This window comes from Dictyobacter sp. Z7_2 (genome assembly GCF_057551105.1).
The window spans coordinates 4,696,590-4,722,964 of record NZ_BAAJPE010000002.1 but is presented as its reverse complement, the minus strand read 5'-3'; the positions used below and the strand labels follow the sequence as shown (position 1 = coordinate 4,722,964).

Genomic DNA, 26,375 nt, shown 5'->3' with positions numbered 1-26,375 from the left:
AGTCACCTGCCCGCTTGCTTTTGCAGCCAGGCAGGCAGATCGGCCAGCGAAGGCAGGATAGCGTCGGGCGTGATCCGCTGGAGGAGGGGCGAGTCGGCTTGATGCTTGCCACTACAGACAAGGATACCTCGCAAGCCTGCTTTCTGAGCTCCGCCAACGTCATTTTCGATGTCGTCCCCGACCATGATCGTCTCGTCAGCCGAGCAACCGATGGCCTTGAGCGCCTGCTCAAAGAAGGCCCGCTCTGGCTTGCCAAGCACCAGAGCGTCCTTGCCGCTGGCGATCTCCAGGGCGCGGACAAATGGACCGCTATCAAGCTGCAAGCCAGCCTGGGTCTTCCAATACATATTTTTATGTAAAGCCAGCAACGTCGCACCATCCATGAGCATCCTGAAGGCGGCGTTCATGGCTTCATAGGATAACAATTCCTCGGCGCCGCCGATCACGATCACATCGGCGCGTGTCTCCACCAGATCGATGCCAGCAAAATCACGAGCGGTATCGCCCTTGGTCAATAGCCAGCAGCGCTTGCCAGGATAGTTTTGTCGGATATAGTTGGCAGCGGCGACTGGCGCTGTAATCAGACGATCTTCCGTCACGGGGAGACCGACCTGCTGCAACCTCTGGGCCAGCGTTGCACGCGCCATGACAGTGGTATTACTGACAAAATAGGTTGCATATCCCTGCTGCTCCAGCCATGTCAACGCCTCAGCAGCTCCTGCGATCGGCTGCATGCTGATATGTAATACGCCATCAATATCTGACAAAACACCGCGTATCGTTTGCATCTTTGAGCTCCTTCTGACGAGCGGTAGCGTCGCACGCTCGCGTGCGATGTCCCACTCGACGTACGATCAGGCCGGCCAGCGTTGCGTGCCAGGATCGGGCTGTCTCGTACGAGCCACTGGGACATCGCACGCGAGCGTGCGACGCTACGGGGTCTTCGCTTCGCTCGACACCTTTCTGCTTGCAACAAATGAATTATACTCTGGCATGGATACTTTGTTTAGCATCTAAGAAAAGTATGGTATAATACATATGTTCGACTTTATCGAACACAGCTCAAACAAACGTCCGATCCTCATCAGTCCAATGCCGTATGCCCACGCAGGCAGGCCGTACCTGATCGTGCGACCTTGAGGCGTGGCATGCCTGCAAGGACTTCCCTGGATTGACGTCTGTGCTCGCTCAGGTCCATTGATCCACGTGGTTGATGTCGATCTGTCTCAGCTTCTGGATGGATCAGCCATCCGGAAGCTGTCTTTTTTGCCGCCAGGCTTGTAAGAAGTCGCAGGCCTCATCGATGTTGAGGATGCCTTCAGGGATGGCAATTCCTTGCTGCCTCAGAATGGCAAAGAGTGCATGCAGCGATGGCACAACGAGATCCCAGCGCTGAAGCTGCTCGCTCTGCGCGAAGACGCTACGCGGCGTACCTTCCATGACTAATTTCCCCTGGTGCAGGATGTAAAGTTGATCGGCAATAGCTGCGACTTCAGCCATGTCATGCGATATCAGGATAATCGTGACGCCCTGATCACGACGCACGCGCTCAAGATAGGTATAAAAGTCCATACGGGCCTCGCCATCGAGGCCGACGGTCGGCTCGTCCAGGATCAGGATGCGAGGGGCCATCGAGAGAATGCCAGCCAGGGCAACCCGCCGACGTTGACCTCCACTCAACTCAAACGGCGAGCGATCAGCATAGTCACGAAACGGCAAGCCAACAATCTCCAAAGCCGCACGCACGCGCCGCTTGACCTCTTTTTCGTCCAGATGCATGCGCTGCGGACCAAAGGCGACATCGGCAAAGACGGTCGAGGCAAAAATCTGGGACTCTGGAAACTGGAACAAGAGACCGACCTGCTGCCGTAACACGCGCAGATCAGAGCGACGCGCACCAACGTCGATGCCGTCGACGACAACTGATCCGCTCGAGGGTCGCAGCAGGCCGTTGAAATGCTGGACCAGCGTCGATTTGCCCGATCCATTGACGCCAATGATCGCGACGCATGTCCCACGAACGATCTGTAGGCTGACATCATCCAGGGCCAGTTTCGGCACCGGCGGGGTCGCGTACCTATGCGAGAGATGCTCTACACAGATGATTGTGTCAGGCATGAGCAATCTCCTGCGCGATCGCTTCGATCGTGATCGCGTCCTCGGTGATCGAAAAACCACTGGCACGCAAGCGGGCCGCCAGCTCCAGCGGATCAGGGACGATCAACTTGAGTGCTTTCAAGCGGGCCAGATCGGTAAACATCTGCGCTGGAGTCCCTTGATCGATGATCTGTCCATGCTCCATCAGCACAACGCGATCCGCCAGAGTTGCCTCCTCCAATAGATGAGTCACGATCATAATCGACAATCCCAGTTCGCGATGCAGGTAGGAAAACAGTTGCCCAATCTCCTGACGTGAGACCGGATCTAGCATCGAGGTTGCTTCGTCCGCCACGATACAGCGCGGACGCAGCGCCAGAATGCCTGCCACGGCCAGCCGTTGACGCTGTCCCCCCGACAATTTATGCGGCGGCAGATATCTCAAATGGGTGATGCCGACCGCCTCTAATGCCTCATTGACACGCTGGCGAATCTCAGCGGCAGGAAAGCCAAGCACCGTCAAGCCCCAGGCCACATCATCCTCGACCACAGTAGCAATCAACTGGTTATCTGGATTCTGGAAGATCATCCCCACACGCGCCCGGATCAGAGACTGCTTCGTCACATCACGTGTATCCATGCCATCGACAAAAACGGAGCCCTCATCCGGCAGCAGCAAGGCGTTGCAATGGCGAGCGAGCGTCGATTTTCCGCTGCCATTATGTCCCAACACCGCCACATACTCACCCTGCTGAACCTGCAAGCTCACCGCATTCAACGCGGGATCAGATGCCTGCTTCTCCAGCAGCGTCAGACGCTGGACAGGATAGCGATAGGTGATCCCCTGGATATCAATCAAAGGCGGCGTCATCGGATGCTGCTTCATCGTTGTCCTCGTCCTCTCCTATCCTGCGAGCCATATGCTCCTTGAACGCTTTCTGAAAATACCCCAGATGTCGGCCAATAAAAGGCTGCACATCATAGCCAAGTATCATTGCCAGCACATTACTGAATGCATAGGTAGCAGCGACAATTGGGCAAGAGGCGATCAGAATAAAGCCCAGCAACGCCAGTGTCCAATGTTGAAAGCTCCAACTCACCACGGCATTCACTTGCGGATAGATCTGAGACCGCCAGGCCGTCTCATAACCCCACAGCTGTGCTAACCAGGCGAAAAACTTCGTCGCGGCTTGATACGCATGTTGGGCGCTATGCAGATACACACCCAATCCCACCCCTGACAGCCAGCTGAAGCCCAGGATAAAGAAATAGGTGAACAGCGTTCCACAGGCCATCCCGAGCCCCCATATCAGCAGGGGATGAAAGCGACGTTTCATCGTATATCCGAGGAAGATACCTCCACAGCCTTCAGCCACCATCGAAAAAATCGACTGCGGACCCACCAATACGCATAATAGAAAAAGAGCCACACCCATCCCTATCACACCCACATAGCCTCCGCGCCGCAGCACCAGGATCGTAAAGATCGTAAAGTTTAGCTCCGAAAAGATATGTGAGCCTATCGGCAAAAAGACCGACAAAAAATGAAACACCACGGCTATATCAGCCAGCAAAGCCCCTTCAGCAATTTCAATTGCGGTCAGATTTCGAAACATCCTACCTCTTACTCTGCCTGATTAGCGATCGATATACATCACCACCCACACTATACAGCATCAGATCAACTCTAGCTACTCTCCCAGCAAAGTAGCAATGCTACGTAAGTTCGGCCAGACTATGCAAGATAATGCCGGCAATCACCAGTAGGATACCGAACAACGAAAAGAGCGATGGCAGGGCCGTGGAGAGCAAGAGCATCTCTCCGATCAAGGTAAAGAGGACCTCGCCAGCCTGCGTGGCTTCAACGGCGGCCAGTTTCCGTACATCGCCTTTGGCCTGATCGGTGGCGGTAAAGAACAGAGTTGTTGCGATGATCCCCGACGAGATGGCGACAATCAGCGCTTGCAACGTCTGTCCCTCACTTGGAGGTCCAACGCTGAGGAGACCATAGACGGCCAGCAGTAGCCAGAGCGGCAAGCTACAGAGAGTCATGCCGAGGATACGTTGATAGACGTCGAAGTTGCCGCCAGTGACCTCCATCATCTTCCGATTGCCCAGCGGATAGGCAAAGGCGGCGACGATAACGGGCACGATGCCGAAGATGACATCTCGTACGGCAATCGTTGTAATCTGATCAACCTGCATGATCACCACGCCCAACAAGATGATCAACGAGAGCCAAAGTTCCTTATAGGGCAAACGTCTACGCCGTCGTACAGGACCATCGACAGTCATCAATGTTTCGGAGAAGAAAGGGACCAGCAACGTGCCGGCAATAATGGTCACCTGCCAGGTACCAGCCGTCAGCCAGCCGGGCTCAAAGGCCGACGCGAAGCTGATCGGTGCATAAAATAAACCGAAGCCGATCATGCTCCAGATGAACCACGCCCAGAAGTGCTGGCGCATATCCCGCAACAGAGGGGTCAGATTTTTACGACTGATCACGATCAGCAACAAGAAAGGAAGCATAAAGAGAAAGCGGAGTGAAGCACTCCAGATCCAGCTGCCACCGGCCAGATTCATGGCGTGATTCAAAATAAAGGTGACTGCAAAAAAAAGTGAGGCCACAATGCCCAGCAGGATGCTACGAGATTTACCAGCTTTAGCGCGCAAAATGAAGAGAGGAGAGAGCAATATAGATACCTTTTTCTCAATCCATCGCCAGGATGGGGCAAAAAAATCAAGCTCCATCATTATGACACAAAAATGAGGAAATGAAAAAGAAGAAAGGGCCGAAGCGTAGCCTGCCTCGGCCCCCATTTCCCTATTAAGAGGGTGCCATCCATTTGCACACACCAACAGCGTTTAAACGTAAGTTCAGTTTAGTATACGTGCGCGTTCTTCTAAATGAACTACCGGCCTATATATGGGTAAGCGAGCGATGAAAAACATCGGCAGACCGGGCCAGAATTGCACTAGCATCTCGACGTGAATTCGACTTCCGTTCTTGATTTGGCGTTCGACGGCGAATGTTGAGCTTGGAGTAATAATCTCATCCTGGGGGAGCGTGCACGTTGCCTCTGCCACTGGGCTACCCCGCCGCGTATGGCGGGTGCAGGATTCGAACCTGCCCTGTACGTGTTTGCCATAAAACTCAGTTTGAATATAAGTCTCTACTCCGACGCCTATTTTAGTGCAAAACTCCCCAAAAAGCAAGCTTTATTTAGCTGAAGAGATAGTTAAAAACACTGGCACCGATTTTTTGCTCGGTGACATCGCGATTATTGGCCTCTTCGCGTGCAAACTTGACCGCCTCTTGCAGCCTCTCGACACGGTCAACAAGCTCATTGATACGGCGTGCCGGTAGCGATCCCGAAAACTTGACCGTGCGCCAGCTACCGATCGGCACATCCTCATAATAGACCTCGACCTGCGCTGGATGCTTATCGGTGGCGGCCGCCTTGACGTGGTTACGCGGAATCTTCTTCGTTTTGAGCGTCGAGACTGGCTCGGTGGCCCAGCAATCGGCGGAGGCATCAAAGACCCAGCTTTCAGAGGCGTCCAGTACTGGTAACTTCTTGACAAAGGTGTACAGATCAACCAGCTGCTTCTCCAAGAAGAGCAGATAGGTGGCCGGTACCTGTGCCAGCAGCACCTTACCATCCACGACCACATCGGCCTTGGCCTCACAATTAGCCCAATCCTTGGTCGCCACCACGTCAAACAACTTCGTCAGCGTCTCAGATGTGGACCGGATAACATCTTCGGCCCGCAGCTGCACACGCGTCGACTCTGGTGGCAACGGATCGCCGTCCTCGTCCTTCGGTCGATAGGTACGCGAGATACCAGATAAAAGCGTCGCCTTCTGCAAATTATGATGAGCCTCAGTCAAATCCTGTAAAGAACGACCCTTCGTTCCTTTTTCAATCGCGATAACTTGATTTAATTTCATTCTTCGTTCTTATCCTCAAAGATCTTTATGTTCAAATACAGAGATAATATCTTACCAGTATAACCAATATTGTCAACTTATCTGCCCACCAATGTTGCATATTTGGTGCAAAAAAACGTCGCCCCTGATTGAGCGACGTTTTTTTGCGATGAAGGAGAGCTGATAGGCTACTTACCTAAAAAGAAGTAGAAGGAAGCCTACCAATGGCCTTCATGGGCATTTTACGCTTCTGCGCCGCTATTGTCAATGCAAAAAGCGTCGCCCCTGATCGAGCGACGCTTTTTTACGATGAAGGAGAGCTGATAGACTATTTGGCAATAGAAGGAAGCCTACCAATGGCCTTCATGAGCATTTTACGCTTCAGTGACGCTATTGTCAATGTTAAGATGGCAGTAATTCGTGCAGATTTTGCAGCGTATAGATAGATGATTGCTCAAGACTGGCATCAGGTCTTTGCAAACCAACAAAGGTATCTGCCGGGGACATCTCAACATCGTTTGCCTGCCAGGAAAAATCAGCTGATTTTTGTCTCATGAGATCAATCAGATACTCCAGTGTCAGATAGGAACGCTCAATCACGGCCTGAGTCATCAGACTGGCGTGCCCGGCGTTCTCTTCGACCCGATTGTAATTGGGCGTCCCGGTGAGATAGAGATGGAGCCATTTGGCAGACCAGCTTCCATCCTCCCCGCGGATAAACGCCAGAGGCAATGATACGCGACCGCTTCCACGTATATCCGATTTTATGCGCACAGTCGCTGCCTCAAATGGCTTCCCTTTTTGCTCATATGTACGTGCCATCATGCCAAAGAAGCATTCTGCAACCTCAGTAAATTTTTCACCGCTAAAGATGTTCACCAGTGGAATGATATATCTACCACGCACTTTACTCAGGTCTATATCGATGAACTCAGATGCTCCATCGGTCGCATCGGTAAGGTCGCCGCTATGGATTCCTCCAACCGATGCAAGATTCGTATAGGAAAGATGATCAAGATAGGTATAATTCTCGTCGAGAATAATGGCCGAGAGATCATAATCGGTGCTTTCGGTTTTCTGCTTCCAGTAGATGAAGAAGCGTAAAATCTCCGCCTCCACAGGCACGATAGAGCCACGCGGCATGATGCCAAAGCCGTTGCCCTGGTTCTTGCTGGACAACGGGATCGCCAGCGACCTGATCTCGGGATCGACTATCAGACGTTGTCGCGGTGGCAAGCGTCGCAAAATTTCCTGATCGAGCAGATTGGTGAACTTGTGCACGCTGGCCTCATCAAATGAAACGAGCTTATCGGAGGTTACCCAGGCTGTCCCTTTGCGATTGATAAAGAGCCGGCTCGGTCTTTTCGCGGTCCGGTTCTGTAGATGCTCGCGCAGCGAGAGGAGCACGCGTCCTGAAACGTTGCTTACCATATCCTGGAAAGCCGTCAGGAGCAGCTCACGCTCGTGTGGAGAGGTGTGGCGCAGCAAGCGATCGATATTGCGCACGAAAACGCCCGGGCTCAGCGCGAGAAGCTGCATCGTCGCCAGCATATCCTGACTGTGAAACGCCTCCTCTATCTGGGACTCGAACGTGCGAACAGCTTTCTCGCCACGGGCGACCGCAAAGACGTCTTGAGCTCCCTGGTAGCGCGGATATTCATGAGGATGGATGCGCTCTCCCAGGCGTTTCCAGGGCTCGCGATGGCGATGCACATCAGCGAGTTGCTGCGGTGCACGCTGAATAATCGCACTGAGATCCTGAAGTAAGGTTCGACGCACGACCCTGCTCAAAGAGACAAAGCGTGTCGGTTCCTGCAAGGAGACATCGCCAGCGGATAAGGCACAGGCAAGCCGCAAGATGTCGGTGCTGGTATCAACCTGGATCTGTCGATGATGCTTGATGAGAACTGCGTTGATCAGCGCCTTTGTCTCTCTCATCGCGATATATCCCGGTGATGGATCGTCCACGCACGCCTCTGCCAGCTCCTTAATAAGCTCGCTGTCCGCATTATTGAGCGGAATCGGGCTCCGCGCCAGTTGATAATACAGATCCAGTTGTTCCTCCGGCAGCGTCTTGCCCAGATGGAGCAGCGTGACCTTGTCTTTATATTCTGTAATGAATTCGTCGTGATGTGCCAGCATCTCTTCATAGGAGTGCTGATAGCGTCCATAACGTGTTTCGCCCGTGAACAAAAAGCGGACAACTTCAGTGATCCAGAAATCTGTCATCTCTGGCACATGCGTGGGGAAATCAATGAAGTAGACATTATGCTCAACGTGCTCCCCCACAAGTTCTTTGACGGCCGCCAGCACTGCCTGTCCCGTCTCGATGACACTGCTTGGATGTTGCTGCGATAAATGATCAAACAACTGTGCGGAAAGCTTAAATCCCACATTCATCAGCGCCACATCGAGTTGCCGCGTCACGCCTTCACCCTCGCCTGGCGTATGCGATAAGACAGGTACGCGCAAAGTCCTTTTAATTATCTTTTGTAACATCTTTCATCCATTCAAAAAAGAGCAGGGAAGAATATAAATCAATCTCGGCAAAGATGACTATAGCATATATAGAACAAAATTTATATAGAAAAAGGCCGAGACATTGTATTTCTTCCCTTTGCTGATGGAGAGGTCCTATCCTACTCACCATGACGATGCTGATAAGTACGCCAGAGTGGCTGAAAGCCCATATGGAGCCAGAAGGGGACAGATAAGGGATTGGTCAGACTATACCAGAGATAATAGCCTTCTACTGCGTACGCAGCGAAAGCATCAAAGGTAGCCTGCGTCAGGAGACGTCCCACGCCCTGACCGCGAGCCGACTGGCTGACGGAAACGTTATTAAGATACCCATAGCGACCGTGCGGCAAGAAACGTGGATAGTCATCCTCATCCACCACCGAGAGAGCATTTTCAGACATCGCGATCGGAACACCGTCACGCTCGACCACGACCACAAGCGGAGCTCCATCTTCAGGGCTGTCGCCGGCCCAGAGAGGCAACAAGCGCTTGCGGAAGTCACGTTCAACATTCTCACTCATGCGGACAAAAGGTGTATACGGCACGTGAAAAAGGAGTTCCTCTATAAATAGTGCCACCAGAGCCTCTTCGTCGGTCGGGAGGGCCAGTCGTGCATGCAAATCTGGCGCTGCCTCATGTTGAGCAGCAGGGAGTGGAGCAGTTGTACGCGTAACAAGATCACTATCCACAATGAAGCCATGCGTCAGCAAGAGGCCCTCCAACCAGTGCAGATCACAACACGGCCAGCGAAAGATATCTCCCAACGTCCGCATGCCATGCCATTGCTCACTCCAGGCTGTCAGTAGAGCATCGGCCACAGAAAGTGCATCGGCATCCGTGGGATCGGGCAAGGCCAGAGCCTCAGCCATCCCATTGCGCGACGTAAAAAAGGCCAGCATCCCATCCCCAGGCTCAATGTTCCAGACGCCCACACGAACATAGCCACGCACATCTCCCTGATCATTTAGAACCATCAATGCACGCTCATCATCAGATTTTTCAGGCACCACCAACCAACGCGAGATCAGATCCTCCGACAGATCAGCCTCCAGACGCCCATCAAGCGCATGCCAGCGCCTCTGCTGCGCCTGCAAAAGCTCACGGATAGCTCCAAACTTCTCACGCGTCGCGGGCACAACCACAAAATCCTGAGCACTCATCAAACGTTGCCTCCTCGCAAAATAATCTTTTTGTCACATTCATTAATTAATCAATAGTTTCCGGGCCAGTTATACGTTGTATCGGGCTGGATCTGCGGGCTGTGATAGGCCAGTGTAACCAGCAGGCGTTCGCTCAAGGGCAGATGAGAGAAGTCGCTGGAAGCTGTTTTGCCATTGACGTAGACCTGCCAGCCAGGTTGATTAAGCTGCGCGGGATATCCTTGCTGCTGGAAATGCTCGCCCCAAATGCGTAGAAAATCGCCCAGGACAAATGTATGTGGGCTGGGAGCCTCAACGTGCACAACGCCACTACTATTATGCGTATGCAGCCAGTAATAGCAGGTACGGCCATGACCAACATGGATGCCGACTCCTCCTGGAATGATAATCCGCTGATTATCGACGTAGATGGATAGATGCATGTGGATATGTGTCTTAATGCTGAGCGCATAGGTACAGATCGCGCTTGGATCGCTATAATCCACGGGAACCTGTACAGACCGGTTGGCAGACACAGGTCGGCTCGCCGACGAAGTTAACATCAATGTCAAGCCAACGATCAGGGCGATAATCACAAATATTTTCAACCAACCGCTCCAATCAAAGCGTCCATTTGTCCTGGGAGCAGAAGACATAGCCAGCTTTTTCATGAGACATTCCATCCAGCATCTTTGGGAGGTAACAACGACTCCATTAGCATATCATAGCAGGAAATTATCCTGCCATTTGGGAAATAACCCCATCGTCCTGTGATAAACTGACAGGCAGTATCACTTTTATCAGGGGAGAAATTTGACGATGCACAATCAAGGTTCTATTCGTACGATTCTGGTGGGATGTGGCAACATGAGCAACGCATGGCTCAAAGCGGCCCTCAGCATCCCAGAGGTGGAGATTGTCGGGCTGGTTGATGTGATCGAGGCGGCCGCGCAGAAGCAGGCGGCGACTTATCATCTGACGGATGCGGTCACTGGCACAGATCTTGAGGACGTCTTCAAGCAGACAGATGCCGATGCGGTCTTCAACTGTACCATCCCGGAAGCGCACTACACGGTGACGATGCAAGCGCTCGCGCATGGCTGTCATGTCCTGAGCGAAAAGCCGCTGGCTGATTCGATGGAGCACGCTCGTGAGATGGTTGCGGCGGCTCAGAAGGCGAATAAGATTTTTGCGGTGATCCAGAACCGTCGCTATGATCAGAACATCCGGCGCGTGACATCCTTCCTGGGATCGGGCGCGTTGGGAGCTTTGACAACTGTCAATAGCGATTTCTACATACCGGCGCATTTCGGCGGCTTCCGCGATAATATGCGACATGTGCTGTTGCTGGATATGGCGATCCATTCATTTGATGCCGCTCGTTTGCTGACAGGAGCAGATCCAGTCTCCGTGTACTGCCATGAATGGAATCCAGCGGGCTCCTGGTACGATCAGGATGCTTCGGCGATCGCGATCTTCGAGATGTCGAATGGACTGGTCTACACCTATCGCGGGAGCTGGTGCGCGAATGGTCTGCCGACAAGCTGGGAGTGCGATTGGCGCTTCATTGGTCAGGATGGAAGTGCTCTCTGGAATGGTGGTGATCAAGCGCAGGCGCAGATCGTCGAGAGTCTGGATGGCTTCAGTCCCAGGTATCGCGAGGCCGAGATTCCAGCGTATGCAGGCGGCAACGTCGGAGGCCATGCAGGAATTATCGCCGAGTTCTTCGATTGTATCCAGCGCGGCACGCAGCCCGAGACGGCAGCAGCAGATAATATGCAGAGTCTGGCGATGGTGTTTGGAGCAATCAAAAGTGCTGAAACGGGTCTGAAAGTGGCGATTACGGACCTGTGATTGTTTGTGACAGAAGGTTCGCTTCCTCCGTTTCTTGCAAGTACTTTCGCAGTAGTACATTAGTACTTTTATGCCAGCAAAGGGATAGTCCCAAATGGAATGAGGCAAAGTATGATACATTAAAAAAATGCACCCTTGCTCATATTCCTGATGCAATCACGCTTGATCTTGCGGCTTTCCCGCATCATTCCTCAATCAATAAGCAGCCTGACTGAGACGAAATGTCGATCCGTTTGAGGATACTGAAAATTGAGAATACTGAGAACTTGATGGATACTGAAAATTGAGAATACTGAAAACTAGGAGATTGTAATGCGTACGGTTATTTCCGAAGGCTGGAAGCGCATGAAACGTTTCCGCCTTCTCCTGGTCGTTCTGCTGATTCTCAGCGCCGCCCTGGGTTTCTTCGTCACCACACGCTTCATGCCGACCGGGCAAGTACTCGCACAAACTCAACAGATCTCACATAATCAGCCAGTGATTGCCTCATCAGTAGAATCAGTCCTGTTTCCGCCCGAGGCGGCCGTCGACGATAATCCCAAGACCAGCTGGTCGAGTGCCTGGAGCGATCCACAGTGGATCGCCATCAACCTGGGCTCTCCCGACGCCCATATTGATCAAGTTGAATTGGAATGGACAGCATCATACGCCCTGGCGTACCAGCTACAAATATCCAACGACGGCCTGCAATGGACAACGGTCTATACACAGAGCCACGGGAAAGGCGATACAGAGGTGATCAACCTCTCAGCTCAAGGCCAATACATCCGCATGTATGGCATCCAGCGAGCGACAACCTATGGCTACTCGCTGTGGGCCTTTGATGTCTATACGCAACACGGCAAGGCTCAAACAGATACCAACACCATCAAACCAGTCTCTAGCCCATTATTAATGCCAGCTCTTGGAGCCCTACCGGCCCAGCCTACCGTGACCAGCCCGACGCCGACATCGATCAAGCCAACCTCGATTGCAGCCTCAAATGGAGGGCCAAAAAACGGCACAGGGACGGGAACAGGCAACAACGGTGGCACAAATAGCGGCGGTGGCGGCAACACGGGAGGCACAGGAGGCACCAGCACGGGCAACGATCCCTCAGGACAGGCCATGCCCCTGGGCGATCTCTCGGGATGGCATCAGATCTTCGCCAATGACTTTAATACCAATGTCTCACTCGGCAACTTTCCAGGCACTGCCTATGGAAACGACTTCACAACCTACGCCGATAATACTCCCGACACCGCCGGTCAGCAAGGAGCTCCATCGCGCTATGATCCCTCAAAAGTCGTAAGCGTCAATAATGGTCTGCTCAACCTCTATCTCCACACGCAGAACGGCACTCCCATGGCGGCCGCCATCCTGCCGACCATCCCCGGCAACCATCTCTACGGCAAATACACCGTACGCTTCCGCTCGGATGCCCTCAAAGGCTTCAAAGTTGCCTGGCTGCTCTGGCCCGATAGCGGCGTCTGGCCCGGTGATGGCGAGGTCGACTTCCCCGAAAGCGATCTTTCGGAGACCATCAATGCTTTCATGCATCATCAAAACGCCTCCTCCGGCAGCGATCAAGACGCCTATAGCAGTAGCGCAACGTACACGTCCTGGCACACTGCCAGCATCGAGTGGACCCCCAATGACATCAATTTTATCCTCGACGGAAACTCGATTGGTACATCCACCACACGCCTCCCAAATACTCCCATGCACTGGGTGCTCCAGACAGAGGCATGCCTGACAGGCTGTCCCGCCGCCAGTACAGCGGGCAATCTGCAAGTCGATTGGGTCACCGCCTACTCTCGTTCGTAGTCCGGCAGCCAACAGCGCACGCATATAACAAGGAGGAAAAAATGCACGAACGAATACCAGGGATGGTACGAAGAGCCACAGCCGACGACGTTTCATCAATGGCAGAGGTTCTGTTCGCTTCTTTTGTGGAGTATAAAAGATTCTACACAGAGGAAGCATTTAAAGTTGCTACCCCATCAGCAGAGGACATTCACCAGCGCATGAATGAGGGACCTTATTGGGTCGCACATCAAAATGGCACTATTCTCGGTACCGTCTCTGGCGTATTGCAGGACAAGGCTGTCTATATACGCAGTATGGCGATTCTTCCTGCCGCACGGGGACGGCACCTCGGAAGACTCCTTCTAGCAGAGGTTGAAACCTTCGCCTCCCAACAGTGTGCCAGGCAACTCTTCTTAAGTACGGCTCCGTTTCTCACACGTGCTATTTCCTTGTATAAGCAATTCGGCTTTCTACGCAGCGATAAAGGTCCTGACACACTGTTCGGGACGCCGATTTTCACAATGGTAAAAGAACTCAACTCTGAGGAGAAAGAGAGGGCTTTGTTCCAACAACCGCAAGATGCTTGAACTGACGCGAGAGCGGGCCTGGCACGAGCTCAGCCCCGATCCAACCCATGTTTTTCATCTGTGGGAGGATCTGCTCTTCTAGCGTTGCCTGATAGTAGTCTTGCTCTCCAACTTTCCCGCTGGCCAGAGTAAAAAGAAGCTTGCCTCCCGGCTTGAGAACCCGAAAGATTTCCGCCAGCATCATTTGAGCATCTGACCACCAGTAGAAGGTATGAATACTGATCACTTTGTCAAAGCTATGCTCAGCAAAAGGCAACCGGGCCGCATCTCCTTGCAGTAAAGTCACCCGCCCCTCCCTGACCGCCTGCGCATTGCGCTCTCCGGCACGCTTGACCATGGTAGGCGAAAGATCAATTCCGTCGACACTGCCATGCGTGGCTTTTTCTGCCAACAATGTGATAGCTTTTCCTGCTCCAAAGCCAATCTCCAACACGCGATCGTCTGCCTGCACATCCGCCAACGAGACCGTCCAGAGCGTCTCTTCCGCATGTTGACGCACCATCAGTTCGCCCACGTAACGGCCTACCACTCCTTGTGGACAGACGTAGTGTTTATCCAGGACAGTATCAAAGACCCGTTTGATCTGTATCATCGCTCTTTCCTCTTTCTGAAAATACTGTTCTTAGTGTACCAACTCTCTGGACATAAATAAAGTCCATCCCTCCAATCACGTCGCGTGCAATACTGTTACGTTAAGGAATCATCACCCTCAAAGAGATCAAGCAAGCCAACGTAAGTACTCGGCCAACGGTCATCGCGCCGATGCGGTATCGGTGATGTGTGTCCAAAACAGCTCCAGAAGGCGATGGGGTGAGAGGCTCACCGACGTAGCGGCGCGGCAATTCGCTTGATCGCGACGTACCGCCGTGCTGTCTGTGACTCGTACGACCACGCTCCCCATGGGGTTCCATTGCGGGATCTTCCCACCGTGGATCGTCTCGTCTGCGTTGCTTTCAGATGCACATGGGACGTGTTCGTGCGGGAAGTGACAGCACGGCGGTACGTCGCGATCAAGCGAATTGCCGCGCCGCTACGTCGGCGAGCCTGAGCGCCTGGTTCAAGGGGCCATCCTCCTTTGCCACGCAACGTCCTTCTGTGTTTTGACAGAGCAGTAGCGTCTGGTCTTGGGCCTGACGCTACGGGGTCCTCCTACAATAATGTGCGCAAGATGGTATCGACCGAAACGGGTTTACTGCCGCTGGCTCGTTCTACCACGTCGGTCGGAGTCGATGGCGCTTCACGGGCGATCCAGCTGATAAGTCCTACCGTGGAGTTTGCAACTTCTGCGGGTACTCCTTTGGCGACAATTTGAGCGATGATCTCTTGATCTGGTAGCGTCCGGGCCGTGATCTGGTGTTCGGAGAGGCTGGCAAGGCGTGATGCCAGATCTGCGAAGCTCAGCTCCTCTGGTCCAGTAACATCGATAGCGCCAGTGACGGTCAACTTGCCGATCAGTGCGCCTGTGGCGGCGCGAGCGCAATCCTCGCGAGAGATCCAGCTGTGTCTGGCCGATCCTTCTGGAATGAGCAATTGCCGATCAACCAGCAGGAGCTTGAGGAAATCTCTGAGTATCTCGGAATAAAAGCTGTTGCGTAGCGCTGTCCACACAACACCAGACGCTGCTAGAGCAAGCTCGCTGCGTCCTTGATCGGCAAGGAGGGGATGCTTGCTGTCAGGGTCAGCGTGTGGAGTTGAGGTATAGACAATATGGTTGACTCCAGCCGCGACTGCGCCAGATATCGCCGCTTGATGCAACTCGACACTCTTACCAGCCACATAGGTACTGATAATCAGCAGCCGGGTTGCTCCTGCATACGCGTCGACCAGCGTGCTCGGCTCGGAGAAGTCTGCGCGGCGCACGACGACTCCAAGGGACGCGATATCAGCAAGCTTTTGTGGATCGCGCGTGGTGGCGATAATCTGATCGGCGGGAATCTGCGTCAGCAGATGCTTGATCACAAGGCGACCAAGCTGCCCGTTTGCACCAGTGAGAGCATACATAAACATAATCCTTTTTGTTATAAGAATGATTGTGCTTCAAAAGACAAAACCACCGTGGTTTCGTCACAAAACATGGTGAACTGTGCCACCGCTTTGTGCTACTATAGAGTGGCTACTTCCTTTTCACAAGATGGCACTGCAAAGTGGCATACTTACTTTGCAGTAAGGGATCTCCCAGACGAGACCCAACCTGCGACTTGCAAGCGGACACAAAAAGTGTGATGGATATCAAAAGTGAGGTTGTTCCTTGGCAGAAACTCTTCCATATTCTAAAAATAATCCCAAACTTATCTATGATACAGATTGTCCGACGCGTCATGCTCTCAATGTCATGGTCGATAAGTGGGCCGCCCTGATTATCGGACTTCTCGGAAGACAAACGCTGCGCTTTAGTGAGCTCCACAGGAGGATCAGAGGGATCTCGCAAAAAATGCTCACGCAGACGCTGCGTGGTCTGGAGCGCAATGGATTGGTGCAGCGTACTGTGTATGCAGAAGTACCTCCACGTGTCGAGTACGCCTTGACCCCTCTGGGACAGTCCCTCTACGACCTGATCGCAACCGTCAGAGAGTGGTCCAATACCAACGTCGGAGAGATCATTGCGTCTCAGCAGCAGTACGATGCACAGATATCCAGCAGAAAATAATCGCCAGATGAGCCTTTGGTTGCCGACGCACACGCTTACCCACGTAGTGGCGTCGGCTTGCATACGATGTTACACGTCTTTTGAGGCAGCTTGAGCGGTTTCGAGCTCGGGCAACGGCTGGGTAACGGATGCTTTCGTGATGGTCTTCACTTTAGGTTTTTGTGGAAACAGCCAGCCGCGTCCAACCAGATAGCTGAGAACAGGAATCTTAACCAGCAGCATACTCAGGAGAGCTGATCCGCCGGCAGCTACAATCCAGGCCAGAAACTCACGCAGGACCGAGGGCCATGTGACAGGCAAAGCCGGTACGATCCACATGAGGGCAATGTTCAGAAAAATCGGATGGATCAGGTAGATACCAAACGAGGCATCCGACAAGGTATGCCAGAAAGCATATCCACGCGGCTTCCCATCGGCCTGGCGTCTCTGAGCCCAGACGCTGGCCAGCCAGAAGAGGAGGAGGATCACAACGAAGCTATAGAGTACCAGCACTGGTTGAAGCACTGAGTTGGTATACCCCAATGATAAACGCTCGATACGCTCCTGATAGATGAAATGAAACCAGAGAATTGCTAATCCCAGCAGAAAAGTGCAGATCACGATTCTCCCATGGCGGAGCAGAAAAGCGCTGACCTGTTTGTAGTAGACAGCCGCCATACCACCCAGGGTAAAGTAAAATTCATAGAAAAAAAACATGCTATCTTGATTGGATCTAAAAACTTGCCAGAAGCCCGATGAAGCCAATGTCCCCTGCTGCAGCTCCTTATAGCTAAACTCGAAGAGAGCCACCTGCACGAGGAAGCTGATCACCAGGACAATCCAGGGATGGCGGGCGGTCTTCGCAATAAAGAATAAAAATATGGGCAGGATGATGTAAAATTGAATCGTTAAGAGCACATAGTAGAGCTGATATGAGGCTCGTCCTGTCAATAAAGCATAACCGAGCGTGTGGATATACGAGAGCGGCGTCATAGCGACTGGAGTGCTCGTCAGGATCTGACCATTCAACCAGATATAGATGATCGTCCAGGCTACATAGGGCAAGATCGTTGTGATACCACGCTTGCGCCAGAAACGAGTAAGCGAAAACGGTTTTCCACCATACACATAGATCAGCGCGAAGGCCGTCACAAACATAAAGACGGCCCGGGTAAAGTGAAAGGTGTTAATCACACCATACTGCACTGCCTGGCCTTGATGCGTACTATTTAATGCGATAGTAAAGGAAAGTGTATGCACGACAATCACCGATAGTGCGGTGACAGCACGCATAATATCTAACTCGTAGATATACGATCGATGGCTGGATGGCTCCTTAGCCACAGGCGGTCCTTTAGCGCTATCCCCCACTTTGGCAATATCCCCCACTTTTACTCCCCCTTAAAACTTGAAGCGTGCGGCTCCTGAAGCTGTCCCCGCTCACGGTCGCGCAAGATGTGACGCTCAATCTTTCCAATATGATTACGCGGCAACTTGTCCATCTGGATAAAATCGACTGGCACTTTATAGGCGCTCAAATGCTGGACGGCAAAGCGATGCAGATCGGCCTTCAGATCGGAGTTCCAGGACTGATCCGTCTCCACGTACGCCACAACCTGCTCACCATAGAGGGCGTCGGGCCGTCCCACAGCAGCGGCTTCACGGATCGCTGGATGCTGCATCAGCACCTCCTCAATCTCACGTGGAGCAATATTCTCTCCGCCGCGAATGATCACCTCGCGTAAGCGACCGGTGATAAACAGATAGCCATCCTCATCAAGATAGCCAAGGTCGCCCGTACGAAACCATCCATCCTGAAAAGCATCCGAGCCAGCATGATCCTGATACTCGGTGATCACAGGAGGACCAGAGACACAAATCTCACCAGTCTGACCACGCGGCAACGCCTGCAAATCATGGAAGCCCTGCTCATCAGGAAGCGCACAGATCTTCAACGTGACACCAACCGCAATACCAGCCGATCCAGGCTTATGTACGGCCGGCGGCAAGGGATTGGCAACAATCTGGCTGGCAGCTTCTGACAAGCCATAGGTCTCAAGCACGGGGATGCCAAACTTCTCCTCAAAGGCCTTCAGATCCACAGCCGGCAGAGGAGCTGATCCGGTACGCAGAAAGCGCAATGTGCCGGGTAAAAAGTCCGGCTTCTCGGTCGAAAGGAGCATCGCCACGATCGTCGGCACCACACTGGCCCAGGTGATCTGATAGCGCTCGATCCATGACCAGAAGTTGCGGCGACTGAATCGTCGCGCGATCACGACCGCGCTGCCTGCCAGCAGCGAGGCACAGAGGCTGACCACTGGCGCATTGACGTGCGAGAAAGGCAGGACAGTTAAGCCACGATCATCGCTGCTTAGTTGATGGCTGAGACGAACCTGTTCAGCCGTCCAGGCAATCTGGCTCTCACCCAGGATCACACCTTTGGGCTCGCCTGTCGTGCCAGATGTTGCCAGATAGACCCTTCCCTCGATCGGTGAGAGGTTCTGTTGTTGCTCGGTCACCTGCTCAAACAGGCTGGCACACTGCTCAGATGTGATAAAGCGGGCCTGCGTTGGCATAAACTGTTCCGCCGCCTCAGCGCGCTCGATAAAGATGATATCAGGCTGATGATTGTGAATGGCTCGAGCTTTCTCTTTCTCCGAAGCATCCGGCGAGAGAGGCAAGAGATGATGTCCACCACTGAGAGCGCTAATCCAGACCACCGCGTTCAGCATCCCACTGGATAATGCCATCACGACGTGCTGCGAATCGTCTCCAAGCAAATGACGCATCGCATTGACCACAGCCAACATTTGAGCATAACTATATTCGTGTCCGGTGTCCGCCTCAACGATACACGTCGCCTGCGGCTGCCTGGTAGCCCAGTTGACTAATGATTGATATACATTCCCTGTCACAAGTGAGGAGACATCTACATCATGCGATGAATTATCAATTACTTTAGTATCTTTATATATATCCAACATAGCTATTATTTCTCCATATAAAATGCAACCTCAGAGACTTTTTCCAGGGTTTCGCCTTTTGTCTCTGTGCCAAGGAGCACAACAACCGCGACGCCGATCAATGCAACGACGGCAACAAAAATGTATGAGCCTGCGACGTTAAAGCTGGCAAGCATATAGGCCATGATATAGGGGGCCAGCACTCCGCTGAAGAGGCGTCCAACGCCCTCGAAGATGCTGACACCGGTCTCGCGAATCCGTGTCGGATACTGTTCGGCTCCGTAGACCTTGACCACGGGATCAACTCCGATGCCAAAGAAGGACATGCAACAACCAAAGATGATGGCAAGCACTGCGTTGGGAGCGAAACCAAAGATCACTGCACTGATGGCTGCGATGGTGGAGAACCAGACCAGCGTGGGCTTGCGTCCCCAACGCTCGACGGCGTAACCGGCGGCATATTTACCAGGGATCGAGGCCAGGACAATGATGGTGGTTAGCAGGAACGAATTGCCCACTCCATACCCTTGCTTAATCAAGACGGTCGGGGTGTACGTCTGTACGGCATAGAAGATGATGAAGATACACGCAAAAACGATGCACATCATGATGGTTCGTCTGACATATTCACGCTGAAATTTGGTATGGGTTCCCTTTTCAGCCACCGGCTCAGTAAGCGGGGTAGCGTCAAACTCAAGCTCAGGCAGAGGCGTCCCTCTACGACGCTCAACAGCTTGCTCCAAAGAGCTCACAATCTGATCGGCCTCCTCACCTCTCCCCTTGACCTGAAGCCAACGAGGCGATTCCGGCATCCATTTATACAATACAGGAACATAGAGCAGCGGAATCCCTCCTATATAGAAGAGGATACGCCAACCTGTATCCACGGCCAGATGAGGAATCAAGAAAAGCGCCAACAGCGGAGCAAGGAAGTAGCCGAAGGAAAGAAATGAGTCCAGGAAAGCTGTCATAGCTCCACGGATATGTCGCGAAGTGATCTCGGACGCCATGGCATAAGGAATCGGAAAGACCGCTCCCATTCCCAATCCGGAGATAAAACGGAACACGATCAGAAGCGTAATGTTCGGAGCGAAGCCGCATAATAAGGTAAAGAATGCGTACCAGGCTGTTCCTAACATCAGGACCTTCTTACGTCCGATAGTGTCAGCAAGACGACCGGCAGGAATAATCGCCAGGACCAGTCCAATCGTGGAGGCCGTTGTAATCGTTCCCGTTAAAAAGCTGCTGAGATGATATTGTTCGGTTAGCGATGGCAAGGCATTGCCGACGATACCGATATCGTAGGATTCGATCAGCCAGGCGATACCAGCTAGCAACAGGATACTCCATGTCTCCCGCGTGGCGGGAAGCCGATCGATACGCTCGGGAATAGCGCGTTGCAATTGTGTTGCGGTGTACAACTTACGTCTCCTTCATAACAAGATCCAATGATTTTTGCTTCTCTCTCTTGCTATCTTCGCATCGCTTCCTGAAGGTTTAAATGTATAAAGCTGAATTTTTGCTGAATGGAGAAAAATTTTACAGAATCTTGACGATTGCTTCAGCCCCATCTGCTACACTTCATCTATCTGCTCAGAGAAACATCAGCACCGGCGAAGATATTTGAACGCAGGTGCTAAAATAAGAGGAGCGGCACTTATATTCACAGAATCGTATCTATCATCCATAGAAACCACACAGTATGACAATATCAAGTGAAAGTACGCACATCAATAAGCAGCCAACAATTTTAATCGTTGACGACGAACCACAAATTATCGACTTTTTACAGATCGGTTTTTCCTATGAAGGTTTCCTGGTCCTGCTAGCGTCCACAGGACCCGAAGCGGTGCAGATGGCTCGCAAGCATCTGCCCGATATCATTATTCTGGATATCATGCTGCCTGGCTTCGATGGCTTTGAGGTGACACGGCAGTTGCGTAAAACGCTCGATGCGGCGATCATTATGCTGACGGCGAAAGATGAGGTGAACGATCGGGTAAACGGCCTGGATATCGGAGCCGACGATTATTTAACGAAGCCGTTCGCTTTTAAGGAACTGATCGCACGAGTGCGGGCCGTGATGCGGCGCAATGGAAGCAATTTCGCGGATATCCTGACCTTCCACGATATCATGCTGGATCGCGGAGCGCATCTGGTCACCTATCAGCAGCAGCAGATTGACCTGACACCACGCGAATTCGATCTGCTTGAGCTTTTCTTGATCCATCCACGCCAGGTGCTGACACGTGACGTGATCCTGGCACGGATCTGGGGCTATGACTATACAGGTGACGATAATATCATTGAGGTCTACATCCGACATTTACGCGAGAAGCTGAATGATAATCCACCGCACTTGCTGCAAACTGTACGTGGTGTAGGCTATACGCTGCGGGGCTAGAGTCGATCATGCGGATATTACAATCTATACGCACATTTATCGCGCGCGTGCCCATCCGGTTGCGCCTGACCTTTGTTTCACTTGGCCTGCTGACTTTGTTGCTAGGCTCGCTCGGTGTCGTGATTTTAATCACCGCTGAAAAAGCGCTCTATGTCAGAGCGGCTGTCGATCTGCGCAACAACGTCCGCCTGGCCACCAACGATATCAAAGGCCATCCACTGATGCCATCTGAGACCTTCAATCCAGGCACGCAGCCACCTCCTCCCGGCTTCGTACAGACGGCCCACGCGATCGTCCAAAAGCTTGCCAGTTCCACCAATGATGCCACGATCATCTCCACCAATGGACAGATCATCGCGTCTGGGAATGATTCTCCTTTTACGCCGGCACACGTAAACCTCACCCGCACTCAACTCTACCAGCTCGCCGACAATCAGGAGGACGTCAATACCTACCTGATCACAAAAGATCCGCAGGGACACCGCCAATTGGTCGTCGTCATATCGCTCGCACAGCAGAATCATACCATCGCTCTGCTGCAAATCAGCACCCCCACCGCGGATACAGATGAATTTATCACGACCTTACGCCTGGTCTTAATCATCGGAGGCATTGGAGCGCTCAGTCTGGCGACAGCCATCACCTTTCCTCTGATCGCCGCCGCCCTCTATCCGCTGGTCGAGATGGAGCGCACCAGTCGCCGCATCGCCGCCGGAGACCTGGGCTTACGCTTGAACACCGTCCTGCCCGACGACGAGATCGGCGATCTGGCAAAATCCTTCAATCAGATGGTCGCGCAGCTTGAAAAATCCTTTCAGCAACAGGAGCGCTTCGTCGCCAACGTCTCCCACGAGCTGAGAACACCTCTGACCGCCTTAGGGGGTAGCCTGGAAATGCTCTTGATCGGAGCCGATAACGGGGATGCCGAAACATCGCGTCGTCTCATGCGCGGTATGTACGCCGAGATCCAGCGGATGCAGCGTCTGGTGGAGAACCTGCTTGTACTGGCACGCCTGGATGAAGATCGTCTCGTGCTGCGCGAGGATGCCGTCGATATGCAGGATCTCCTTGGACTCGTCTACGATCAAGCGCAACAGCTCGCACACGGACAACAAATCATCTGCAAGGCCAACACGCACTCACTGCGCGCCCTGGCCGATGCAGATAGACTGCAACAGGTTCTTCTCATTATAATCGATAACGCCCTCAAATTTACCGAGGAGCATGGACAAATCAAGATTTTAGCGTATAATAAGGGACAAGAAGCCATTGTGGTCGAGGTACACGATAATGGGAGAGGCATCCCTCCAGAGGACCTTCCCCACGTCTTTGAGCGCTTTTATCGCGCCGATCAAGCACGCAGTCGTCAACCACGGCAGGTGGGGGGCAATGGATTAGGTTTAGCAATCGCTAAAGAAATAATCGAAGCGCAAGGCGGTACGATCTTGATCAGGAGCGCCCCGGCACGAGGAACTATCGTCACGCTGCGCCTGCGCACCGCTCAGCCCGTTGCTCTACCTCAACAATGCAGCAAGCAAGAAGATTGAACTTATCAGGGACAAGCACGTATATCTATCAAGGATGAAAATATAGACATTATTACATCCGTGATCATTTTTTCTGTCTTATTTCAGGAAAAGTATACAGATAGCAAATGTCCATGATTTTAAGCTGAATATGAGCTCGGAGCAAAAATAGATGCACGTCAATGTTGCGCGAAAGATATCTATCCTCTTTTTTTTTGTGCTGGCATGTTTATTAGCAGCATGTGGCACAAGGCCAGCCCCGATCACCCAGACAGCCATCAAAATAGAGGGAACAGCTATCCAACAGACCATATGGCATAGCACCGTACACTCTACAGGCTGCGGCAAAACAGTCAGCCAGCCGTATGGATCAAGCAGAGATGCCTTACTTCAATCGGCAGGACTCACACGGCACTATCGCCTGCACATCCCCTTCACCTACTCGTCCGACAACGCCCAGCCCTTAGTACTCAACTTTCATGGACACAGCAGCAATGATGTGGTTCAGGAACGGGCGACAAACATGTCAAAGCTCGCCGATCAGGCCGACTTCGTCGTAGTCTATCCGCAGGGCTCCGTGGGAGCCGATCAGCGCAATGGCTGGAATACAGGTCCTCTGGCGTATCCCCGCACCAACGACATCCTCTTCGCCAACAATCTCATCACCCACATGGAAGAGACGCTCTGTATTGATCCCGATCGCATCTACGCCACCGGCTTCTCCAATGGTGGCAGCATGACCAACGTACTCGCCTGCAAACTCGCGGATCGCATCGCCGCCTTCGCCATCGTCTCGGGAGGCATCCACCCGGTCGCCGGAGGATGCAATCCAGCGCGCCCAGTCGCCATCCTCGACTTCCATGGCACCCACGATCACGTCGTACCCTATCAAGGGAATCCCGCCAACGACCACGAGCCCGCTATCCCCACCTGGCTCGCCAGCTGGGCTAAATTGGATGGTTGTACCAGTGGACCAAACGTCTCCCCACAGAAACCCGGACTTACCGTCGAGAAGTGGTCCGGCTGCAAGGGCGGCACGACTATTATCCATTATCGGATCACAAATGGGACGCATATCTGGCCCTCCCAGCATACCGATATGGGGATCGTCGATGCCACTCCCATTATCTGGACATTCCTGGAAAAGTATACCTTGAAGACCAGCGCCAAAGTGTAATATCACGACGCAAAAGCTCGCCGACGTAACGTCGTGGTCTTGTACCCAATACTTCTCAGTTACGCCGGCACTCGCTTGATCGCGACGTGCCAGGCGTCAATGCTCGCCAACGTAGCGCCGTGGTCTTGCGCCCAATACTTCTCAGTTAAACATGTTTCTTTTCTTCTGTTGTTCACCATTGTGATGGTCAGAAAACGGATCTCATGCGATGACCTCCTGGGGTGGGGAGGGCTTTTTGCTCTTCCACTCCTGTTCACGTGGATCCACCCCCTCTGGTCGCTCCCAGATCTTCACAAAATCGAGGAAGCTTTCTCCTGGAGCAAAGGTCGCATAGGGAGGGACGTCCCGCTTTTTTCGATGCCATTTCTGGTAATACAGCTTGAGCTCCCGTCGGTTCATGCGGACACGCTGTGCGGGCAAGAGCGTGAGCATGGACACGTGTCGGATGAGGCGGTCCAGCAGCCAGCTTTGACACGAGGGATCAGCCAGAAGACTCTCTCTGATTGCTTCTTTGAGTGCATGCTTGGTCTGCGTAAAGCTGATCTGATCCGCATCGACCTGTCGCTGAGCGGCTGCCTCCCATTTCACCGCGCTCACCGCATAGTGAGCCAGGAAAAGGGCGTACACCTCTTGCTTTACCCCCTCAGGCGTTCGTGAGCGCAGCACGTTGATCTGCTCTCGCAAGGACGATTTGATTTCTTTCAACATCGTCTCCACTTCCCAGCGTTCACGGTAGATCTCGATGAGTTCACTGGCAGGGTAAACCTGTTCATCCAGCAGCGTCGTTGCCAGTCGATAGCATCGTCCGGGCGTGCCAAATCTGGCATCTGTCATCACATACTCGATCACACGGATCGTAACGGGGCGTGTCCCCTGATGGTTGCTCGCACGACGATTGGGGGTGACGGTGGTCAGATAACTTCCATCGCTGAGACGTTTCTCGACGCGACGTCCCACGGTGCTGCTCAGTGCACATATCACCTGGGCGTTGAGCGTATCCTGCACGTGTTCAAAAAACCAACTGCTGAAAAAGCCACAATCCCCCAGAATGAGCATGTCGGATCTCACGTGGGGAAAGAGCTTGGGCAAGGCATGGATCTCGGCCTGCGCGTGCGTTCCCAGAACCACATCAAGCACGCAACGACTTCCACATTCTATGAGTGCCACCGCTTGAATTTGGGGATAGGGACCCTCACCATGCTGGTTGGAGGAACGCCCAAACGCTTCGACGTTGGCCGCCGTATCAGGCACATTGAACTTGGTCCCATCAAGAGCTACCAGACGATGCCCTCGATAAAAGGAGGCGGGGTGACGGCTGCAATGGGCTCGCGGGCGACAGCACGCGATCATGACGCGATGGAGGATGTCCGCATCAAAGCGTTCCCGTTGATAGCTGATCGTTCCCGTCGAGAGGGATGGGAAGATCTCTGATGGATGCAGCAAGGCAAAGGGATGGGCCAGTGCATGCCACACCCGGTGCTGAGACTCGTCGGGGCAGAGCCCGTTCATGAGCAGTTGAAGGAAGAACAGGGTTCGAGTAAAGACGCGTGTGCGGCGTTGCTTGGCTGGGAGCAAAGATGCAAAGCACGTATCGAGGATCTCTTGCGGGAAGAAGGACAGCAACAGATGTCCGTTGAGCTGGTCACTCAATTTGTCTTGAGCCTCAATATGGCGTAAACTATACATGAAGAAGTTCCTTTCTGGCGACTGGAATATCGGTATAAAAAGAGTGTGCCAGAAAAGAACTTCTTTTTCTATCTCTC

23 protein-coding genes are annotated in these 26,375 nt (G+C 52.9%); 7 read left to right on the top strand and 16 right to left on the bottom strand.

Annotated features, from left to right (window positions below):
- Window positions 1–2 precede the first annotated feature (2 nt).
- The 9 genes from AC27N8_RS33135 to AC27N8_RS33095 form a co-directional block, all read right to left on the bottom strand.
- Entirely contained in the window at window positions 3–788 is a 786-nt protein-coding gene (locus AC27N8_RS33135) for a TIGR01458 family HAD-type hydrolase (protein ID WP_487073602.1), read from the bottom strand.
- A gap of 454 nt (window positions 789–1,242) precedes the next feature.
- Window positions 1,243–2,118: an energy-coupling factor transporter ATPase gene (locus AC27N8_RS33130; RefSeq protein WP_487073600.1), complete on the bottom strand. Its 876-nt coding sequence runs from the start codon at window positions 2,116–2,118 to the stop codon at window positions 1,243–1,245.
- On the bottom strand, window positions 2,111–2,983 hold the full coding sequence (locus AC27N8_RS33125) for an energy-coupling factor transporter ATPase (RefSeq protein WP_487073598.1): 873 nt from the start codon (window positions 2,981–2,983) through the stop codon (window positions 2,111–2,113). The genes AC27N8_RS33130 and AC27N8_RS33125 overlap by 8 nt, the downstream gene beginning before the upstream one ends.
- A complete protein-coding gene (locus AC27N8_RS33120) occupies window positions 2,949–3,713 on the bottom strand; it encodes a DUF2232 domain-containing protein (RefSeq protein ID WP_487073596.1) in 765 nt (254 codons plus the stop codon). The genes AC27N8_RS33125 and AC27N8_RS33120 overlap by 35 nt, the downstream gene beginning before the upstream one ends.
- Window positions 3,714–3,813: 100 nt before the next feature.
- Window positions 3,814–4,791 (bottom strand): DMT family transporter, encoded by a 978-nt coding sequence (locus AC27N8_RS33115; RefSeq protein WP_487073594.1) that lies wholly within the window; start codon window positions 4,789–4,791, stop codon window positions 3,814–3,816.
- Window positions 4,792–5,320: 529 nt separating this feature from the next.
- A complete protein-coding gene (locus AC27N8_RS33110; protein WP_487073592.1) occupies window positions 5,321–6,049 on the bottom strand; it encodes a DUF7873 family protein in 729 nt (242 codons plus the stop codon).
- A gap of 381 nt (window positions 6,050–6,430) precedes the next feature.
- Entirely contained in the window at window positions 6,431–8,527 is a 2,097-nt protein-coding gene (locus AC27N8_RS33105; protein WP_487073590.1) for a TerD family protein, read from the bottom strand.
- 140 nt (window positions 8,528–8,667) lie between these two features.
- Complete coding sequence (locus AC27N8_RS33100; RefSeq protein ID WP_487073588.1) at window positions 8,668–9,708, bottom strand: GNAT family N-acetyltransferase; 1,041 nt, start codon at window positions 9,706–9,708, stop codon at window positions 8,668–8,670.
- Between the two features lie 50 nt (window positions 9,709–9,758).
- The gene (locus AC27N8_RS33095; RefSeq protein WP_487073586.1) at window positions 9,759–10,358 is read right to left on the bottom strand and encodes a hypothetical protein; all 600 of its coding nucleotides are present in this window, start codon (window positions 10,356–10,358) and stop codon (window positions 9,759–9,761) included.
- Window positions 10,359–10,506: 148 nt separating this feature from the next.
- Between AC27N8_RS33095 and AC27N8_RS33090 the strand changes: the two genes are divergently transcribed.
- From AC27N8_RS33090 to AC27N8_RS33080, 3 genes are all read left to right on the top strand, one after another.
- The gene (locus AC27N8_RS33090; protein WP_487073584.1) at window positions 10,507–11,541 is read left to right on the top strand and encodes a Gfo/Idh/MocA family protein; all 1,035 of its coding nucleotides are present in this window, start codon (window positions 10,507–10,509) and stop codon (window positions 11,539–11,541) included.
- A gap of 312 nt (window positions 11,542–11,853) precedes the next feature.
- A complete protein-coding gene (locus AC27N8_RS33085) occupies window positions 11,854–13,347 on the top strand; it encodes a discoidin domain-containing protein (RefSeq protein WP_487073582.1) in 1,494 nt (497 codons plus the stop codon).
- Window positions 13,348–13,388: 41 nt separating this feature from the next.
- Window positions 13,389–13,916 (top strand): GNAT family N-acetyltransferase, encoded by a 528-nt coding sequence (locus AC27N8_RS33080; protein ID WP_487073580.1) that lies wholly within the window; start codon window positions 13,389–13,391, stop codon window positions 13,914–13,916.
- Here the strand turns inward: AC27N8_RS33080 and AC27N8_RS33075 are convergent.
- The 3 genes from AC27N8_RS33075 to AC27N8_RS33065 all read right to left on the bottom strand — a co-directional run bounded on the left by AC27N8_RS33075 (window position 13,864) and on the right by AC27N8_RS33065 (window position 15,917).
- Window positions 13,864–14,508 (bottom strand): class I SAM-dependent methyltransferase, encoded by a 645-nt coding sequence (locus tag AC27N8_RS33075; protein WP_487073578.1) that lies wholly within the window; start codon window positions 14,506–14,508, stop codon window positions 13,864–13,866. The two genes, AC27N8_RS33080 and AC27N8_RS33075, sit on opposite strands and share 53 nt — an antisense overlap.
- A 227-nt stretch (window positions 14,509–14,735) precedes the next feature.
- Window positions 14,736–15,002: a hypothetical protein gene (locus AC27N8_RS33070; protein ID WP_487073576.1), complete on the bottom strand. Its 267-nt coding sequence runs from the start codon at window positions 15,000–15,002 to the stop codon at window positions 14,736–14,738.
- Between the two features lie 63 nt (window positions 15,003–15,065).
- A complete protein-coding gene (locus tag AC27N8_RS33065; protein ID WP_487073574.1) occupies window positions 15,066–15,917 on the bottom strand; it encodes an NAD(P)H-binding protein in 852 nt (283 codons plus the stop codon).
- Between the two features lie 247 nt (window positions 15,918–16,164).
- Between AC27N8_RS33065 and AC27N8_RS33060 the strand changes: the two genes are divergently transcribed.
- On the top strand, window positions 16,165–16,563 hold the full coding sequence (locus AC27N8_RS33060; protein ID WP_487073572.1) for a winged helix-turn-helix transcriptional regulator: 399 nt from the start codon (window positions 16,165–16,167) through the stop codon (window positions 16,561–16,563).
- A gap of 69 nt (window positions 16,564–16,632) precedes the next feature.
- Here AC27N8_RS33060 and AC27N8_RS33055 read toward each other — a convergent pair whose 3' ends face one another.
- From AC27N8_RS33055 to AC27N8_RS33045, 3 genes are read right to left on the bottom strand one after another with little or no spacing between them, the layout of a single operon-like run.
- The gene (locus tag AC27N8_RS33055; RefSeq protein ID WP_487073570.1) at window positions 16,633–17,931 is read right to left on the bottom strand and encodes an acyltransferase; all 1,299 of its coding nucleotides are present in this window, start codon (window positions 17,929–17,931) and stop codon (window positions 16,633–16,635) included.
- A 2-nt stretch (window positions 17,932–17,933) separates the two neighbouring features.
- Window positions 17,934–19,526: an AMP-binding protein gene (locus tag AC27N8_RS33050; protein WP_487073568.1), complete on the bottom strand. Its 1,593-nt coding sequence runs from the start codon at window positions 19,524–19,526 to the stop codon at window positions 17,934–17,936.
- A 5-nt stretch (window positions 19,527–19,531) separates the two neighbouring features.
- Entirely contained in the window at window positions 19,532–20,926 is a 1,395-nt protein-coding gene (locus AC27N8_RS33045) for an MFS transporter (protein WP_487073566.1), read from the bottom strand.
- 281 nt (window positions 20,927–21,207) lie between these two features.
- Here AC27N8_RS33045 and AC27N8_RS33040 point away from each other — a divergent pair, with 281 nt between their 5' ends.
- The 3 genes from AC27N8_RS33040 (at window position 21,208) to AC27N8_RS33030 (ending at window position 24,612) form a co-directional block, all read left to right on the top strand.
- Complete coding sequence (locus AC27N8_RS33040; protein ID WP_487073564.1) at window positions 21,208–21,909, top strand: response regulator transcription factor; 702 nt, start codon at window positions 21,208–21,210, stop codon at window positions 21,907–21,909.
- An 8-nt stretch (window positions 21,910–21,917) separates the two neighbouring features.
- Entirely contained in the window at window positions 21,918–23,456 is a 1,539-nt protein-coding gene (locus tag AC27N8_RS33035) for a sensor histidine kinase (RefSeq protein WP_487073562.1), read from the top strand.
- 151 nt (window positions 23,457–23,607) lie between these two features.
- Window positions 23,608–24,612, top strand: a complete 1,005-nt coding sequence (locus AC27N8_RS33030) for an extracellular catalytic domain type 1 short-chain-length polyhydroxyalkanoate depolymerase (protein WP_487073560.1) — start codon at window positions 23,608–23,610, stop codon at window positions 24,610–24,612.
- 201 nt (window positions 24,613–24,813) lie between these two features.
- Here the strand turns inward: AC27N8_RS33030 and AC27N8_RS33025 are convergent, their stop codons facing one another.
- A complete protein-coding gene (locus AC27N8_RS33025; RefSeq protein ID WP_487064900.1) occupies window positions 24,814–26,298 on the bottom strand; it encodes an IS4 family transposase in 1,485 nt (494 codons plus the stop codon).
- Window positions 26,299–26,375 lie beyond the last annotated feature (77 nt).